The sequence below is a fragment of the Haloferax volcanii DS2 genome (assembly GCF_000025685.1).
Lineage (GTDB): Archaea > Halobacteriota > Halobacteria > Halobacteriales > Haloferacaceae > Haloferax > Haloferax volcanii.
Window position 1 is genome coordinate 2,705,770 of the sequence record NC_013967.1, and the last position, 15,710, is coordinate 2,721,479.

General features: G+C 65.8%; 15 protein-coding genes and 1 pseudogene. 6 read left to right on the forward strand and 10 right to left on the reverse strand.

Translation table 11 applies throughout. The features are described 5' to 3' along the window. Positions 1–44 precede the first annotated feature (44 nt). Positions 45–332, forward strand: a complete 288-nt coding sequence (locus HVO_RS18570; protein WP_004044685.1) for a PadR family transcriptional regulator — start codon at positions 45–47, stop codon at positions 330–332. Positions 333–346: 14 nt separating this feature from the next. On the opposite strand, the gene HVO_RS18575 is transcribed toward HVO_RS18570, so the two are convergent. Then, positions 347–1,615: an AI-2E family transporter gene (locus HVO_RS18575; protein WP_004044686.1), complete on the reverse strand. Its 1,269-nt coding sequence runs from the start codon at positions 1,613–1,615 to the stop codon at positions 347–349. Between the two features lie 221 nt (positions 1,616–1,836). Between HVO_RS18575 and HVO_RS18580 the strand changes: the two genes are divergently transcribed. After that, on the forward strand, positions 1,837–3,189 hold the full coding sequence (locus HVO_RS18580) for a class-III pyridoxal-phosphate-dependent aminotransferase (protein ID WP_004044687.1): 1,353 nt from the start codon (positions 1,837–1,839) through the stop codon (positions 3,187–3,189). A 9-nt stretch (positions 3,190–3,198) separates the two neighbouring features. On the opposite strand, the gene HVO_RS18585 is transcribed toward HVO_RS18580, so the two are convergent. The 3 genes from HVO_RS18585 to HVO_RS18595 form a co-directional block, all read right to left on the reverse strand. Beyond that, a complete protein-coding gene (locus HVO_RS18585) occupies positions 3,199–4,575 on the reverse strand; it encodes a hypothetical protein (RefSeq protein ID WP_004044688.1) in 1,377 nt (458 codons plus the stop codon). Positions 4,576–4,641: 66 nt separating this feature from the next. Further along, positions 4,642–5,622, reverse strand: coding sequence for a flap endonuclease-1 (fen, locus tag HVO_RS18590; protein ID WP_004044689.1), 981 nt, complete (start codon positions 5,620–5,622; stop codon positions 4,642–4,644). 27 nt (positions 5,623–5,649) lie between these two features. Then, positions 5,650–6,267: a GNAT family N-acetyltransferase gene (locus HVO_RS18595; protein WP_004044690.1), complete on the reverse strand. Its 618-nt coding sequence runs from the start codon at positions 6,265–6,267 to the stop codon at positions 5,650–5,652. 58 nt (positions 6,268–6,325) lie between these two features. Between HVO_RS18595 and HVO_RS18600 the strand changes: the two genes are divergently transcribed. Together HVO_RS18600 and HVO_RS18605 are read left to right on the forward strand one after the other, a co-directional pair. Then, positions 6,326–6,907, forward strand: coding sequence for a class I SAM-dependent methyltransferase (locus tag HVO_RS18600; protein ID WP_013035344.1), 582 nt, complete (start codon positions 6,326–6,328; stop codon positions 6,905–6,907). A 21-nt stretch (positions 6,908–6,928) separates the two neighbouring features. Beyond that, positions 6,929–7,345, forward strand: coding sequence for a DUF3054 domain-containing protein (locus HVO_RS18605; protein ID WP_004044692.1), 417 nt, complete (start codon positions 6,929–6,931; stop codon positions 7,343–7,345). Between the two features lie 117 nt (positions 7,346–7,462). Here the strand turns inward: HVO_RS18605 and HVO_RS18610 are convergent, their stop codons facing one another. Further along, a complete protein-coding gene (locus tag HVO_RS18610) occupies positions 7,463–8,830 on the reverse strand; it encodes an MFS transporter (RefSeq protein ID WP_004044693.1) in 1,368 nt (455 codons plus the stop codon). Between the two features lie 226 nt (positions 8,831–9,056). Between HVO_RS18610 and HVO_RS18615 the strand changes: the two genes are divergently transcribed. Beyond that, a complete protein-coding gene (locus tag HVO_RS18615) occupies positions 9,057–9,305 on the forward strand; it encodes a hypothetical protein (RefSeq protein ID WP_004044694.1) in 249 nt (82 codons plus the stop codon). A gap of 73 nt (positions 9,306–9,378) precedes the next feature. Further along, positions 9,379–10,377, forward strand: a complete 999-nt coding sequence (locus tag HVO_RS18620; protein ID WP_004044695.1) for an ornithine cyclodeaminase family protein — start codon at positions 9,379–9,381, stop codon at positions 10,375–10,377. A 65-nt stretch (positions 10,378–10,442) separates the two neighbouring features. Here the strand turns inward: HVO_RS18620 and HVO_RS21590 are convergent. The 5 genes and pseudogenes from HVO_RS21590 to rqcH all read right to left on the reverse strand — a co-directional run. Next, positions 10,443–10,634, reverse strand: a pseudogene (locus tag HVO_RS21590) (hypothetical protein); the annotation flags it as partial. Positions 10,635–10,684: 50 nt separating this feature from the next. Continuing rightward, positions 10,685–11,755 carry an mRNA surveillance protein pelota gene (locus HVO_RS18630; RefSeq protein ID WP_004044697.1) on the reverse strand — a complete coding sequence of 357 codons (1,071 nt, stop codon included), beginning with the start codon at positions 11,753–11,755 and terminating at the stop codon, positions 10,685–10,687. 34 nt (positions 11,756–11,789) lie between these two features. Continuing rightward, positions 11,790–12,557 carry a DUF4013 domain-containing protein gene (locus HVO_RS18635; protein ID WP_218623788.1) on the reverse strand — a complete coding sequence of 256 codons (768 nt, stop codon included), beginning with the start codon at positions 12,555–12,557 and terminating at the stop codon, positions 11,790–11,792. Between the two features lie 77 nt (positions 12,558–12,634). Beyond that, positions 12,635–13,357 carry a DUF4013 domain-containing protein gene (locus tag HVO_RS18640; protein ID WP_013035546.1) on the reverse strand — a complete coding sequence of 241 codons (723 nt, stop codon included), beginning with the start codon at positions 13,355–13,357 and terminating at the stop codon, positions 12,635–12,637. A gap of 183 nt (positions 13,358–13,540) precedes the next feature. Next, positions 13,541–15,649 carry a ribosome rescue protein RqcH gene (gene rqcH, locus HVO_RS18645; RefSeq protein WP_004044700.1) on the reverse strand — a complete coding sequence of 703 codons (2,109 nt, stop codon included), beginning with the start codon at positions 15,647–15,649 and terminating at the stop codon, positions 13,541–13,543. Positions 15,650–15,710: the final 61 nt, after the last annotated feature.

Consider the following 15,710-nt stretch of genomic DNA (forward strand, 5'->3'; position numbering starts at 1 on the left):
ATGCTTATCTGAATTAGACAGTAACATACGAGTCGAATTTACCGATGTACGACCTGACAGGATTCCAGCGAGACCTGCTGTACGTCATCGCTGGTCTCGAAGAGCCGCACGGACTCGCCATCAAAGAAGAACTCGAAGCCTACTACGAAAAGGAGATTCACCACGGGCGGCTCTATCCCAACCTCGACACGCTCGTCGAGAAGGGGTTGGTCGACAAGGGCCAGCGCGACCGCCGAACCAACTACTACACGCTCACCCGCCGCGGTCGCCGCGAAATCAAGGCCCGCGACGAGTGGGAAGCGGAGTACGTCCCCGAAGACTTCGAGGCGTGAGCGAACGACCCGGGCTACCCGTCAACGCCGGCGTCGGACGGAGACCGCGAGTCTCGACCTGACCTCGTCTCGTCCCGGTCGGTAAACGTCTCCGGAACGTCCGACTCGCCCTCCGACGACCGTTCGGTTTCGGCTGGCTCTCGCTGCGTGTCGTCCGCCTCGTCAGCGGTTAGCTCCTCAACCGGCGGGCCGTCGACCAAGTGCGCCGGGTCAACCATGTACGGCCGAATCGGTTTTCCAGCCAAGAGCTCCGGCAGGACGAGTCGGGCGAAGTTCACGAACAACACGAGTATCATCGGCATGAGGAAGATGCCGTACCAGCCGAAAAGCAGCGGGCCGAACGTGTACGCGAGCATCACGGCTCCGACGTGGAGGCTCCGACCGGAGACGTACGGCCGGAGCACGAGGTCCGGAATCGTGTCCACGATGACGAACGAGACGGCGGCGAAAAGCAGGACGAACCAGAGTCCGGGCGGGTTCGCAATCGCCGCTTCGAGTCCCATGTAGCCCGCGATGGGGACGTAGACGAGCTTCATGCCGACGACGGGAATGAGGCTCGCCACGCCCGCGAGCAGTCCGATGAGCGCCGGCGCGGGGATGCGGACGCCCGCCGGCGCGAGGACGTTCAAAAGCGAGTACGCGATGACGCCGATGGTGCCCGTGAGGATGGCGTTAAGGATGTTGCCGAAGAAGATGTTGTTGAAGTCGCGGTCCACGCCGCGCATGTAGGCTTCGAGGATGCCGTGGTCGTCGGCGAACATCGATTGGCCCCACCGTCGCAGGCGGTGGCCGTCGCGGAGGAGGTAGAACGCGAACGCAATCATGACGAACAGGTGAATCGCACCGACACCGAGGAAAGCGAACGTGTTGGCGGCGACGCTCAGCGAATCGAACACCGAGCCGAGCGCCTCGGGCGTCAGCACCGACCGGAAGTCGTACTCCAACAGCGCCTGCGGGCTGGCGATTCCCTCCAACAGCGTCGGGTCGATGCCGTAGGCTTCGAGGTCGATGGGAACCTCGTCCGTCGAGAGCCGGTCGGCGTACCGCAGGAACTCGCGGAGCGCGATGGTCGCGGCGTAGACGACGAGGCCGAGCACGGGGAGTGCGAGGGCGAAAAGCGCCACGGCAGCCGCCAGACTCGGGGGTTTCACCCGGCGACGAATCCGCCAGTAGATGGGCCGCGTGGCGTAGTAGATGAAGAGCCCGAAGACGAACGTCCCGATAAAAGAGTAGACGACGTAGGTGAGCGCGCCCGCGAGGACCAACGCGAGCGACCACCACATCGCGCGGGAGCGCTGGATGTCAGGGAGAGCCATACCCAACCACGGACACGGAGGCATCAAAAGCCTATCGCGGGAGCGATAGGTCACGACGGAACGCCGTCACGACCGGCCGCCGAAGCCGTCGGTTCGCGCGGCGAAACCGACCGACTCGACCGAGGGGCAGCCGATATTGCATCAATAATAACGAACATCTTAACTTATGTGTCGCCGTACCGAGGCGCATGGACCGAGAGACGGCGGTGCCACGCGTCGATTCGATGCCCGGCGAGAAAGCGCGCGAGTGGGTCGCGTACCACCACGAACACGCCGCGCCGAGCACGTACGTCTACGACTTCGTCTGGGACATCACCGCGGAGTCGGAAGGCCCCTTCTGCACCGACATCGACGGCAACGTCCTCCTCGATTTCACGAGCCACGTCGCGGCCGCGCCGCTCGGCTACAACAACCCGAAACTCACGGACCGCATGGCCGAGTTCGACCTCGTGGACCCGACGAAAATCGCCGGCCAGGACTTCTACGTCAGCGACGGCTCCGCGCCCGGCGAGGAGCGACTCCCCGGTCCCGCCGCGCTCATGGACAGACTGACCGACCTCACGAGCCACTACGGGATGGACACGGTGTTCCTGTCGAACTCCGGGGCCGAAGCCGTCGAGAACGCCATCAAAATCGCCTACGACCACGCCGACGGCGCGAAGTACGGCGTCACCTTCGAGGGCGCGTTCCACGGCCGCACCCTCGGCGCGCTCTCGCTCAACCGCTCGAAGTCCGTCTATCGCCGCAAGTTCCCCGAGATTTCGGGCGTCCTCGACGTACCGTTCTGCGACGACCGGACCTGCTCCCCCGAGACGTGTTCCTGCGGCTTCTTCCCCGACGCCGACTCCGCCGTCTCCAAACTCCGACAGAAGCTCCACCCGAAGAAGGGCCACATCGACGCCGACGAGGTCGCCTACGTCATCGTCGAACCGATACAGGGCGAGGGCGGCTACCGCTTCCCCTCCGACGCCTTCGTCGAGGAACTCGCCGCCGTCGTCGACGACTACGACCTGACGCTCATCGCCGACGAGATTCAGACCGGCGTCGGCCGCACCGGCGAGCTGTGGGGTTCTGACCACTACCCGCTGGAACCCGACATCATCACCGGCGCGAAGGGCCTCCGCGTCGGCGCGACAATCTCGAACGACGGGATATTCCCCGACGAGACCTCGCGGCTCTCCTCGACGTGGGGCGCGGGCGACATCGTCTCCTCGATGCAGGGCGTGTTCACCCTCGAAGCCATCGAGGAGTACGACCTACTCGACAACGCCGTCGCCCGCGGCCGCCAGTTCATCGAGCGGATGCGCGACGACGCGCCCGACACCGTCGTCGACGTGCGCGGCAAGGGCCTGCTGCTCGCCGTCGAGTTCGATACCAAAGAACGCCGCGACGCCGTGCAGGAAGCCGCTCTCAAGCGCGGTCTCCTCACTCTCTCGTGCGGCTACAAGGTGCTTCGAATCCTCCCGCCGCTCGACGTGACCGCCCGCGAAATCGACCTCGGCGCGACGATGCTGCTGGACGCCATCGAAGACGTGTCGTAACGTGGTCGGTCAGTTCGTGTCGAGGCTGACGACGGGTTCGACCACGTTCCCGAGTTCCCGCATCATTCCAGCACCGACGAGGTAGTACACCGCCGACTCGACGCGCTCTTTCCACGCGGGACCGTCGCCCATTTCGAGACTCACGTCGCCGGCGCGGATAATGCTCGCCGCCTCGTTCGCGACGACGCCCGCGAAGTTCGAGTCGTATTCGTCGCGCGTCGCCCGAAAGTCGCGCATCGAACGGCGTTTCGCCCGGAACGCTCGACCCGAGTCGTAGCCGGTGTCGGCAGGAGTAACGCCGAGTTCCTCGAGGGCGTACTCGTGGGCCTGTCGCGCGAGGAGGGCCTGACCGGTCTTCACGACGCGAAGGACCGTCAGGTCTCGGCGGAGGTCGTTGCCGTAGAATCTGAAGCCGTTGTCGAAGCAGAGCGTGTACAACTCCCAGCGGGCAGCACCGTAGGGCGACGACCGGTCGAGTTCGAGTTCGTCTTCGAGTTTCGTCCGCATCTGGTCACGTCTCGGGAACCGGTCGGTTTCGGCGAGGAGGCCGAGAAGCGCGTCGTCCAGTCGCTCGCGATGCGGCTGTGGGTCGTCTCCGAGACCCGAGCGATACTGCTCTCGGTAGTGTCGTGCGTTTTCGAGTCGTTGTTCCGCCTGCAACTGCGACCCCCAGGTGTTCGCGAGTCCGTGGGGAGAGTACTCGTCTACCGAGTCGGGGTCGCCGCCGACGGACGTCCCATTCCAGTTCGAACTGATTCGCACAAAGGCCAGTTGGCGTTCGATGGCGTAGAGATACCCGAGGTCACGGCCGGGGTCGGAGACACGGTACGCAGAGATGGAGTCCGCAACCGCGTCACTCGCCTCCCACAGTTCACGGCCGCGTTCGAGACGGGCATCCGGGTCCTCCTCTCCGAGTGCAACCTTCGCGTAACCGACGGCTTCGCCGGCGAACAGCATTCCGTAGGTTGCCGAGAAGAGACGCTCACGGGCATCTCGTTCCTCTTTCGCGGCGTCGAGGTGGCCGCCGGCGGGCGACCCGCGGAGATGAAACCGCATATCCTCGTCCACCGAGTCGAGGTCGACCTGCGAACGGAGTTGCTTCGCCTGCTCGACGGTCTCTTCGAGGTTCGCCACCGCCGCGTCGGCGTGTTCGTCGCTCACCGGCGGCTGCCAGACGTAGTTGCTCGGCGGGTCGGGGTACATCGTCGTCAGCCAGTCCGTAATCGGGTCGGGGAGCCACGTCGGCCTGAACCAGCCGATACCGCCGACCGCGCCCGCGCCGCCGACGAGGCCGAGCAGTTGGCGACGCGAGAGCGAGGAGCGTTCGTCAGAGCTGGCCGCAGAGGAGGTCGTGTCGGAATCGGATTCGGCGTCGTCGGGGGACACACGCCGGAGTTCCGAACCAGCCCGTGTAAACGTGTCGGCGGGCTGTTGTCTCGATGCGAGCGCGCCCTACGTCCAGCGGTCGAGGCCGGTCTGCGTGACCGACTCCTCGATTCGCTCGAAGCCGCGGCGGACTTCCTCGGGGTCGACCTCCCACGTCTCGGTGACGAACTCGCGGGCGGCGGCCACGTCGGGGTCGATGTCGGTGTCGTAGTCGTAGTCGTCGGTGACCGGCGGGTCCAAGAAGAACTCGCGCACGCGGTCGGCGTTGGGGATGCTCGCGCCGCGGGCTTCGAGGACCGACCAGAGGTCGCCGTGTTCCGTGACGACCTTCACGGCCGTCTTCGGGCCGATTCCCGTGATGCCCTCGTTGAAGTCGGTCCCGCAGAGCATGGCGATGTCGACGAGTTGCTCGTAGGTGATGTCGTGTTTGTCGAGCGTCGCGTCGAGGTCCATCAGTTCGGGGTTCCCCTTGCTCGTGAGCTGTCGGAGCGTGTAGGGCGCGCCGAACAGGAGTGTGTCGTAGTCCTCGCTGCCCACGTAGTCGGCGTCGCCCTTACGGGCCATGTAGGACGCCTGCGCCTCGCCTTCCGCGGGCGCTTCGACCACCGGCACGTCGAGCAGCGAGAGGAGTTCGCGGCTGGTGTCCTGAATCGTCTCGGTGAGCCGCTGGGTGCGCGCTTCCATCCGGGCTGCCTCGACCGCGTCGCCGGCCTCGCGGGCCTCTTCGAGGCGTTCTTCGGCCTTCTCGCGCTGTTCGCGGCGCTTGGCCACCTCGTCGTCTTTCATCTCGGTGACGCCGCCGTCGAAGACGAAGACGGGCGTCAGGTCGTGTTCGAAGAACTTGGGGATCCCCTGGACGATGCCGACGAGGTTGGCGACCTCCTCGCCCTCGCTCGTCGTGTACGTCTCCGAACTCGTCCACTTGACCGTCGTCGTGAGATAGCGGTACAGCCAGTTGTGGGCGTCGACGGCGACGACGCTCCCGGACACCTCGTCAAACGACACCTCGGAGAGCGCGGCGAGCGTCCGCAGGTCTGCGTTTCCCATTTGCTCGGCTTTCGGGGGCCGAGGGTTTCAATCGTCCGAGTGACCGGCGTCGATTTCGGGGGGTTCAACTCCTTCGCGCGCCGCGAGAAACGCCCGCTCCGGGTCGTCGAGGTCGCGGGCGCGATAGCGGTCGAGACCGGACTGGTACGCCTCGCGGGAGACCGCCGCGGGCGCGCCGGCGGGGCGCTCCAGCACCAACTCGGCGACGCCCGTTTCGCGGCCCGTGAAGCCGAACCCGGCCTTGTGGCACGCCTCGTAGGCGAAGGGGTTGTTCGCGGCGATGCGGACCGTCTCGTAGCCGCGGTCGGCGGCGTCGCAGGTCCGGCGGAGGAGGTCGGGACCGAGTCCGTCGCCCCGGCGGTCCCGCCGAACCGTGACGTACCGGAGCCAGAGCGTCGTCGGGTCCGTCCGGTCCTCGTTGAACGCGACCGCGGCGACCACGTCCTCGGCCAGCGGCGGCAGGGAATCGGGGCCGCCGGTCGGCGCGGGTCGGTCGTCGTCGAGGGGCGGCAGAGAGTCGTCGGGGTCGCGGAGCACCGTCTTGCCCGTCGCCGCGGTGACGAACTTCCCCGCGTAGGCGAACCGCCGGTAGTCGAGGCGGAGTCGCGGCCCGTCTTCGGGCCAGCCGAGCAGGTCGAACTCCATGGCCGAACTGGGGCCGCCGCGCGCAAGAACCTTCCCCGGCGGGGCCGTGGCGTCTGCCATGCACGGCGCTGGCGACGTTCGGTTCTTCGACCGCTTCGCACCCGTCTACGACCTCGTGATGCCGCCGGCCGACCCCGGCGCGCTCGAAACGGCGCTCGACCGCGCCGACCGGGATGTCGAGCGCGTCGTCGACATCGGCGGCGGCTCCGGGCGGGCGACCCTCGCGCTCGACGTTCCCGAGCGAATCGTCCTCGACCGCTCGGCCGGGATGCTCCGCCGGGCGCGCGGGCGGGGCCTCGACTGCGTCCGCGGCGACGCCCGGAAACTGCCCTTCGCCGACGACTCCCTCGACGCCGTGACCGTCGTGGACGCCTTCCACCACATGCCGAACCAACGCGGCGTCGCCGAGGAGGTCTTCCGCGTGCTCGCGCCCGGCGGGGTGTTCGCCGTCAACGAGTTCGACCCCGAGACGCTTCTCGGCCGGGGGCTGGTCGCCGCCGAGCGGGTCGTCGGCTTCGGGTCGGCGTTCGCCACGCCCGACGAACTCGTGCGCTTTCTCGAACGCGTCGGCTTCGAGGCCGCCGTGGTCGAACGCGGCTTCGAGTACACGGTGGTCGGAAAAAAGCGGGAGAGCCATTAGGGGGGCGACGAATCCACGCCTATGGCAACCTCGACGTCGTTCTTAGAGGAGCGACTCGATGCCGGGGCGTTACCCATCGCCGTGGGCGACGTGCTCGCCATCTTCCTCCTCGTCACCGTCGGCGTGATTCAGCACAACGGAGTGTCGTACCTCTCGGCCGACCCGGTCGGCTGGGTGCTCACCGCGGTCCCGTTCCTCATCGGATGGCTCTTCACCGCTCCGCTGTTGGGCGCGTACTCGCCCGGCGCGGCGGAATCAGCGAAATCGGCCGTCCCGCTCGGCGTCCGCTCGTGGCTCGCGGCGACCGTCGTCGGCATGGCGATTCGCTGGACGCCGCTTTTCGAAGGCGGCGTCGAACTCACGTTCGTCGCGGTCATGCTGGTGCTCGGCTCCGTCGCCCTCGGCGTCTGGCGGACGCTGTACTTCAAGCTCGTCTGAGCGTCGAACGCCGAGCGCCGAGTTCGAACCTCTCGAACCGCACCGGAGAACCGACCGAAACCGTATTTTCTGCCGGCCGTCCCCCCCGACCCGGAGGGCCTCCCACTCGACCCGGTGTCAGGCGGGCGTCGGCCGCCGTCGCAACAGCGTCACGCCCAGGAGCGTCGCGGCCGCCGCGAACCCCGCGAGGACCGCGAACAACGCCGTCGAATCAGCGACCGTGAGGATGTAACCGGCGATAGCGCCGCCGAGCGCGCCGACGCCGAACACGCCGAGGTAGGTAAAGCCGTAGGAGAGCCCCCGAAGCCCGGCGGGCGTGTACTCCGCGACGGTCGCTTGGTAGAACGGCTGGACGATAAACAGGAAGAAGCCGAGCAGTGCACAGATGGCGAGGAGCGGGCCGACGCCGAGACTCGCCACGGGGAGGAAGGCGATGGCGATGACGGCGAGCGCGCCGAAGCCGGCGACGATGCCGCGCTCGGTCCTGATGCGGTCGGTAAGCTTGCCGCCGACGTACTGCCCGAAGACGCCGACCGTCAGGAGGCCGGCGTAGACGAACAGTTCCACGTCGAGCGTCGGCGCGCGGCCGGCCGACCCGGAGACGAGGCCGGCGGGCAGGAGCGCCGACACCGGAATCGGCTCGATGCCGATGACCGAGCCGAGGAGGTCCGGCAGGAACGTCGTGACGCCGCGGTAGTAGAGTCCCGAGAACATCACGAGTGCGAAGACGAGCGCGAAGCCGCCGGCGAAAAGGTGCTTCGACTGCGAGACCAGTTCCGCGAACGACTCGACGCCCGCGCCGGCTTTGCCGTCGCCGCCGGTGTCGCTATCGCCGGCGTCACCCCCCTCACCGCCGTCGGCCGCGGCGACCGCGGCCTGTTCTTCGAAGTTGGCGCGGGTGGCGAGCGCGGCGGCCGCGAGCGCCGGGAGCGCGAGCACGCCGGCGACGAGATGCCAGTCGAAAAACAGCAAGAGGAGCGCGGTGAGGAACGGACCGAAGCCGATGCCGATGTTGCCGGCGATGCCGTGGTAGGCGAAGCCGGTCCCGCGTTCCTCGACGCCGGTGCTGATGAGGCGGAGTCCGGCGGGGTGGTAGACGCTGGCCGCCGCGCCCCAGACGAGGAGCGCGAGCGCGACGACGACGAGGTTCGGTGACAGCGCGAGCAGGACGAACGACCCGGCCATCCCGAGGAGGCAGGCGACGATGAGGCGCTTGGAGCCGACGCGGTCGACGAGGATGCCGCCGGGGAGCGCCCCGAGCCCGAACAGCGCGAAGCCGAGGCCCGTCATCACGCCCAGCGAGGCGGTCGTGACTGGCACCGTCGCGAGACCGAGGTCGATGCTCGCGAACTCCCCGAGCCAGATGGCCACGAAGATGGGGATGGACAGTTCGTACGTGTGGACCATCCCGTGGGCGAGCATCACCAACGCGACGATGGAGCGGTCGTTACGGTTCACGTCTCCGGCCACGGTACCGACTCCCATAACCGTGTGGAGTTCCGGCAGCCGACGAGCACCGGAGCGACTGTTCGGGCGAGAGGCACAATCCACAGTATCGGATTTGTGATGTTCTTTGCAGCGTTCTATCCCGGAGCAGTCCTGCGATTATTTGTTCATAAGTTATGAGAATAGTATCGATAGGCCACGAAAACAGTATCAGTCATCTATGGGAAAGAATTATACCACTTACGTCCGTAGTGTGATATATATTATGACCGGATATTACGACTACATTCTCGGGCTCATCCCGCTCGCACTCCTCGGCATCACCGGCACGCTTACCGTCGCCGGGTTGCAGTTGACCACGGCAGTGCCGATGGCTGCGGGCGTGGCCGCGCTCCTCACCGGCCACGCGCTCTTCGTGAACGGGCCCTCGTCGCCGTCTCCGTCCCGCCTCAACGAACACGCCGGTCCCAACGCCGCTGACGCGCCTTCTCCGTCGGTCCTCGACGCCGACTAACCCCCCATCGCACGCCCGCCCGGCCGGTTCGCCGGCCCACAGGGTTTTGACCGCAGGTCTCGTTTTTCCGACCATGACAGCGACGTTGTTCCTCACGAGCGACGAGATTAGCGGACTGGCGACGCCGGCCGAGTACGTCGCGGCCGTCCGCGAGGGTTACAGACAGCGCGGCGAGGGCGCGCCGGCCGAGCCGCGGACCAAGCTGTTCAACCGCGAGCCGCCGGGCATGCTCACCACCTACGCGGCCGTGTTGCCCGAGACGGGCGCGATGGGCGGTTACATGTACTCCGCCGGCTTCGGCGCGGAGGACGCGTGGTTCATGACGCCGCTTTTCGACGCCCAGAGCGGCGAGCCGCTGGCGCTCCTCGACGGCGCGAGCATGAACCCCTTCAAGACCGGCGCGGCCGGCGGCGTCGCCGTCAACGCGCTCGCCCGCGACGACGCCTCGACGCTCGCGCTCATCGGGAGCGGCGCGCAGGCCCGCGGTCAGCTTCGGACCGCCGCGGCCGTCCGCGACCTCGACAGCGTCTGGGTCTACTCGCCCACCAAGGAGAGCCGCGAGTCGTTCGCGGGCGAGATGGACCGCACGCTCGACGCCAGCGTCGCGGCCGTCGCCTCCAGCGCCGCGGCCGTCGAGGGCGCGGACATCGTCGTCACGGCCACGACCGCCACGGACCCGGTGTTCGACGGCGACCTGCTCGACCCCGGCACGCACGTCACCGCGATGGGCCAGTACCACCCCGAAAAGCGCGAACTCGACGAGACGACCATCGAGCGCGCGACGTACGTCCCCGACCTCCGCGAGCGCGCGACGATGGACGCCGGGTCGTTCCTCGCCGCCGTCGAGGCCGGCGTCGTCGACGAAGACCACATTCACGCCGAACTCGGTGAGGTCGTCGCGGGCGTCGCCGCCGGGCGCGAGGACAGAGAAGAGATAACCGTCTTCGACAGCGGCGGCACGGGCATCGAGACGGTCGCCGCGGCCCACATGCTCTACGAGAAGGCGCACGAGGAGGGACTCGGGACGACCATCGACTTCTCGCCGGCGAGCGAGTCGCTCACCGGGCAGTAAGCGTCCGCGGGCCGGTCACATCTCAGGCGTGCGACCCGCTCGGTCCCGGCGAGGACGACCGAGACGAACGCCAGCGCGCCGACGGCGCTCGCCGCGAGGGCGGTGAGGCCGGACAGCGACACCGCGGCTCTGGGCGTCGCGAAAAGCAGAAACCAGAGGGTCGGAATCGCCAGTACCGACACCTCCCACGCGGCGAAAAACACCCGGTCGAGCCAGCTGTCGACCCGCTTCGTCGCCTCCGAGAGCCCGCTCCGAATCACGACTAGACGTGGGTTTCGGACGGCTAAACGGTTTCTCCGGCGTGCGGCTACTGCAATCGGTACCGGAGGACCGCCGCGATGCCCCCGAGGTTCTTCAACTGCTCGCCGGGCTGGAACTCCGCGGAGAACACGGTGACCTCGCCGCCCTTCTGTTCGACCGAGTCGATGATGTCGTTGACGTCCACGTCCCAGTCGCCGTCGCCCTGTCGCTCCGCGCGGAGCCGCGAGTCCAGAAGCAGCAGGTGTTCGACCGCGCCGAACTCCGCGGCCTCCGCGACCTGTTCGACGCCGTAGGCCGCCTTCGCGCCCGTCGAGATGTTCTCCATCAGTTCGTCGATGAGGTTGGCCTCCTCGGCGATGCGGGTCTGTTTCTGCACGTCGTCGACCGCGCCGCGCTTGAGGACCTCGTGGACGCCGCGGTCGCCGACGCCGGCGGTGTCGACGGTCGTGACGATGGTCTCCGCGACCGCGGGGAAGTTGTCCTCGAAGTAGTCCATCGCGTCGTTCTTCGTGAAGCCCGGCCCGGCGAGGATGATGGCGTCCACCTCGAGGTGCGACAGCGCGGACCCGAGTTCGTCGAACAGTTCGGACCGCGGGCGGGCGTACTCGCCTTTCCCCGTCGGCTTCGTGATCGAGGCGTACTCCTCGGTGCCGTACTGGGCGACGGTGTGGATGTAGGCCGCGCCCTCCTCGACGGTGGCGATGGCCACGTCGGGGTTTTCCGCGGCCTGTTCGGCCGTCTCGATGCGGTCTATCTGGTCGGCCTTGAACTGTTTCTCGATGGTTATCTCGGCGCGCTCCTCGACGTTGAGGGTGTGGTGGTGGCCGAGTTGGTCCTCGCGGGAACAGGAGACGATGACGCCGCCGACGCGCAGGCGGTTGGCGAAGCGGGCGAACTCCACGTCGTCGACCTCGATGGTGACGTTGAGGTGCTCGCGCTCGCCGCCGGTGTCCCGCATCTGCTCGTCGTCGCGCTGGATGCGCCGGGTGGTGTCGCCGGAGACGAGGTCACCCGGTTCGAGGACGTACGAGAGGTGCCAGAGGTCGTCGACGTTCTCGGGGACGAGCGTGATTCGCTCGCGCCCCTCCTCGCCGCGACCGCGGCTCGAAATGCGCATATTGTTACAACTATCGAGTCCGTTACAAGGGTTGTTATTCGGTGCCGGTTTCCGAGAACATCGATTCCATATCTCTCGGTTCAGAGTTAGATTGGCTCCCAGCTATTGCCTGTCGATACCCCGAAGCAAAGAGTCGATACTCTACCACGCGGGTGTAGAAGAGAATAGTGACGCCAATGATGAGTAGTGACAGCGGAACACCGAATATTTGGCCTATGACGACAACAAAAACGGCTAATAGCCAACCAACCGCGAAGTTGCCGTTCAACCCCACTTCTGAGAGTTGAGAAAACCGAAATGCCGCGCTAATCGTGCCATCGTCCGCAAAACTACACAACCCGAGCGGGATCAAGTACAAGCTGAGTAAGGAATACCCGACAAAAAAGAGTAGACCAATAATCGAGAATATCCCGAAACTAGCTTGGGCAAGCTCAGACTGGGATATTGAACTTAGAAATCCGGAAAAGAATAATATCGCAAGGATAGCAAAAAGCGGAATTGCGTAAATAAATTTGATAAGCCACGCCTTGATTCCATCTGCCAGTAATTCACCCCACTGCGTGAAACTTGGAGGCGCATTATCTCCATCAATTGTTCTTTTTAAAACACGAACTTGGTAGCCCTGAACAATTGCTAATGGAACCAGCGCAAGAGGGAGCATGAAGATGCCAATAAGTACAGCCAAAAGAATTCCCGAAAGGAACCAGACTGCGGCTGAAGCGAGTAGCAGGACAGAACCGATTATAATCGTTCCCACAGAGTCCTCATGCTTTAATGGATAACCGAGCGCATCAGCGAGCATAGTGTATTGAGACTGATTGTTCTATGAACAGATAAATATTCACTTTAAAAAAGTCGGAACGAGGTAGATATCTGCTCTCAAATGGCCGGCTGCTCACCGGATATCTCGCCCTCGTCCATCATCTCGACCTCGTGGAGTTTGCCCCACGTCTGGCCGATGATGTAGTAGGCGGCGACGGCCGCGTAGAACCCGACGAACGGGCCGAGGACGAAGCTGAGCAGTTGCCCCAACAGCGGAATGACGTTGAGCAGGCTGAGGACGACCGACACGGCGAACAGCACCACGAAGGCAGTGAGCCACGCGGTGACGTACTTGCCCGAGGTGAGCACGGGTCTGAGCGCGCCGACGTCGAAGGCGGACCCGAGTCGGTCGGTCTCAGCGTAGTTGGCCAGTGCCGCCGGGACGATGTAGGCGGCGAGCAGGCCGAGCACCAGCGAGACGAGGAGCCCGACGAGAGTCATGATGCCGCCGAAGATGCCCGCAGTGTCGGAGCCACCGCCGGCAAAGATGCCAATGATGGCCGACCCGACGAACACGCTCATGATGATGAGCGGGAGGACACCGTAGACGAACGCGATGGCGAAGCCTTTCACGCCGTCGACGGCCATGTCACCCCAGTCGTCGAACACCGGCGGTTGCTCGTCGCCCTTCATCGTCGCGCGGACGACGCGGAGCAGATAGCCAATGACGAGGAACGTCGGTACGATGAGGAACCCAAGGAAACTGAGCACCCCACCGATGAGGACTGTCTTGAGCCAATTCTCGTCGTTGCGAGGATACGAAAGTGATTCTGAAATCATGAGGTTTCACCGAGCGCCACCACCCACCCATCCACCGGCCGTTCGGCCGAATGTGAGATTCGCGGGTTGACACGCGCGCTCGATGCAACATTACGACGGGAAAGTATATAATCTTGTACCCGAAGCATCCGAATAATTGAATATTAAGCCGTCTAACGCCCGATTACCCGAAGGCGGCGACGTTCACTCGTCGACGATATCGCTCCCGCCCGGCGGGAGGAACTCCTGAATCTGGTCGGGTGACGCGATTTTTCTGACGAACGACTTGTCTGCGAAGCGCTCGCGGAGCCGACGATAACACAGTTTCGCGGCGTCGTTCTGGGCGTACTGCCCCGGGGTGAGCGTCAGCGTCGTCTCCGCGCGCGTCTCGATTGTCGACGGCGGGCCGCCGATGACCCGCGTTTCGTCTTCGCACTGGATGCCGACCGCGACCTTCGCGGGTACGTCCTCGAAGTACTCGCGGTCGCCGCGGACGACGAAGCTCCCCTTTTCGATGTACTCGCCGGACTCGGGCGTCTTCGACACCTGCGACGGCTCGACCATGTAGGCGTCGTCGGCGAAGCGGCCCTCCTTCCAGATGGAGGAGTACGAGACGGCGAACTGCGCGGCCTCGCGGAGCGTCTCCTCGGAGAAGTCGACCGCTTGGGCGGGCTCGCTCGGCCCCGTCGCCTTCAGGAGCGTGACCGGTCCCCCGTGGGCCTGCGTGTGGAAGAAGCGGTCGTGCTTGCTCATGTACTTCTTCACTAACTCCTCGTTTTGGTCGGCGTTGCGGCCGCCGACGACGAGGTAGCCCGTGGAGGTGTGGAACCAACGGAACCGCTCGAACCAGTGTTCCGTGGACTTGACGGGCACCGAGTCGAGCGCGAGCCAGTCGGTCTCCTCGGGTTCTTCGTCCTCGTCGTCTTCGTCCTCGTCGCCGTCGTCGGCCTCCCACTCGTCGCGGCGCTTCTTTACGGCCGCGAGCTCCTCGCGAGTGTCCTCGATGGCGGCCAGCGCGCCCTCCTTTTTCTCCTCGATGCGCTTGGCCTCGGTGTAGAGGCGGTCTGCGTTCTTCTCGACGCCCATCGACACGTCGAGGGTGACGGTCGCGTCGTCGAGGTCGACGGTGACCGTGCCGTTCGCGCCGTCGACGTTCGTGACGGCCTCGGCCTCGGGGATGCCCTGTTCGGCACCCTCTTCCAGCGTCGCGGCGATGTCGTCCCACGGGACGCCCTCCTCGCGCGCGCCGCGGACGGTCGACAGCACGTCGTCGACGAGGTCGTAGTTGGCGTACAGCAGTTCGGCGCGCTCGCGCTCGTCTTGGGCCTGCTGTTCGAAGCCCTCGATTGCGCCCTCCTGCTGGTCGATGATGCGCTGCTGTTTGGCGATTTGCTCCTCGAAGTCCGGGCGGTCGGAGGTCGCCTCCTGCTCGTCGGCGGTCAAATCGAGCCGGAAGAAGTACTCGTCGAGCGCGTCGTTGAACGTGTCGTAGGCCTCCTCGTCGAGCCCGGCGTTCTGGTGTTCGCGCAGCGGGAAGGGCGTCACGTCCACGACTTCGCCGTCGTCGTCGAGGTAGAGCCGCGGGTCGAACTCCCCGGCGCGCACCTGCTCGCGGAGGTCGACGATGGCGTCGTAGATGTCGTCGTAGTCGTCGTCGGTGGCGTCGGCGATATCGAGGGTCTTCTCCACGCCGGCGCGGGTACACAGCTCCTCGGCGTAGAGGCCGCCGAGGTTCAACTGGGTGGCGAGCGTCCGCACCACGTCGGTGTCGGACTGCTCCATGTTCCGGCCGAGGGCGTCGCGGCTGACGGTGAGGGGGTCGAGCCGCGAAGCGGGGTACTCGTACTGCGACCCCGGCGCGACCGTCCGCGACTTGAGTCGCACCGTCTCCAGACTGCGGACGACTTCGCCCGTCTCGTCGAGCACCGCGATGTTGCCCTGTCCGAACAGCTCGACGACGATTTTCGTGTTCTCGTCGCCCCGCTCGAACGTGAACGTGAGGATGCGGTCGAACTCGTACTGCTCGACGCCCGCGAAGTCGGCCCCGCTGAGCCGGTTTCTGAGCATCATCGCGAAGTTCGGCGGCCGACCGGGGGCGTCCGGTACGTGCTCCTGTGCGGCGAGGTGCGCGCGCTTTATCTCGCCCACTTCGAGGAGGAGTTCGAGCCGTCCGCGGTCGAAGTCCCGCATCTTGAGGCGAAGCAGGTCGTCGCCGTAGAGGTACGCCTTGTCGACCTTCGCGCCCTCGTACCGGTTCAACTCGGTGACGAGGGCCGCGAGGTCGACGCTCGTGAGTTCCCGCTTCGGATCCATGGACTCGCTTTTTGGCGGCGAACGAAAAGGGGTGTCGTTTCCGCGGATGCGACGCCTCCCC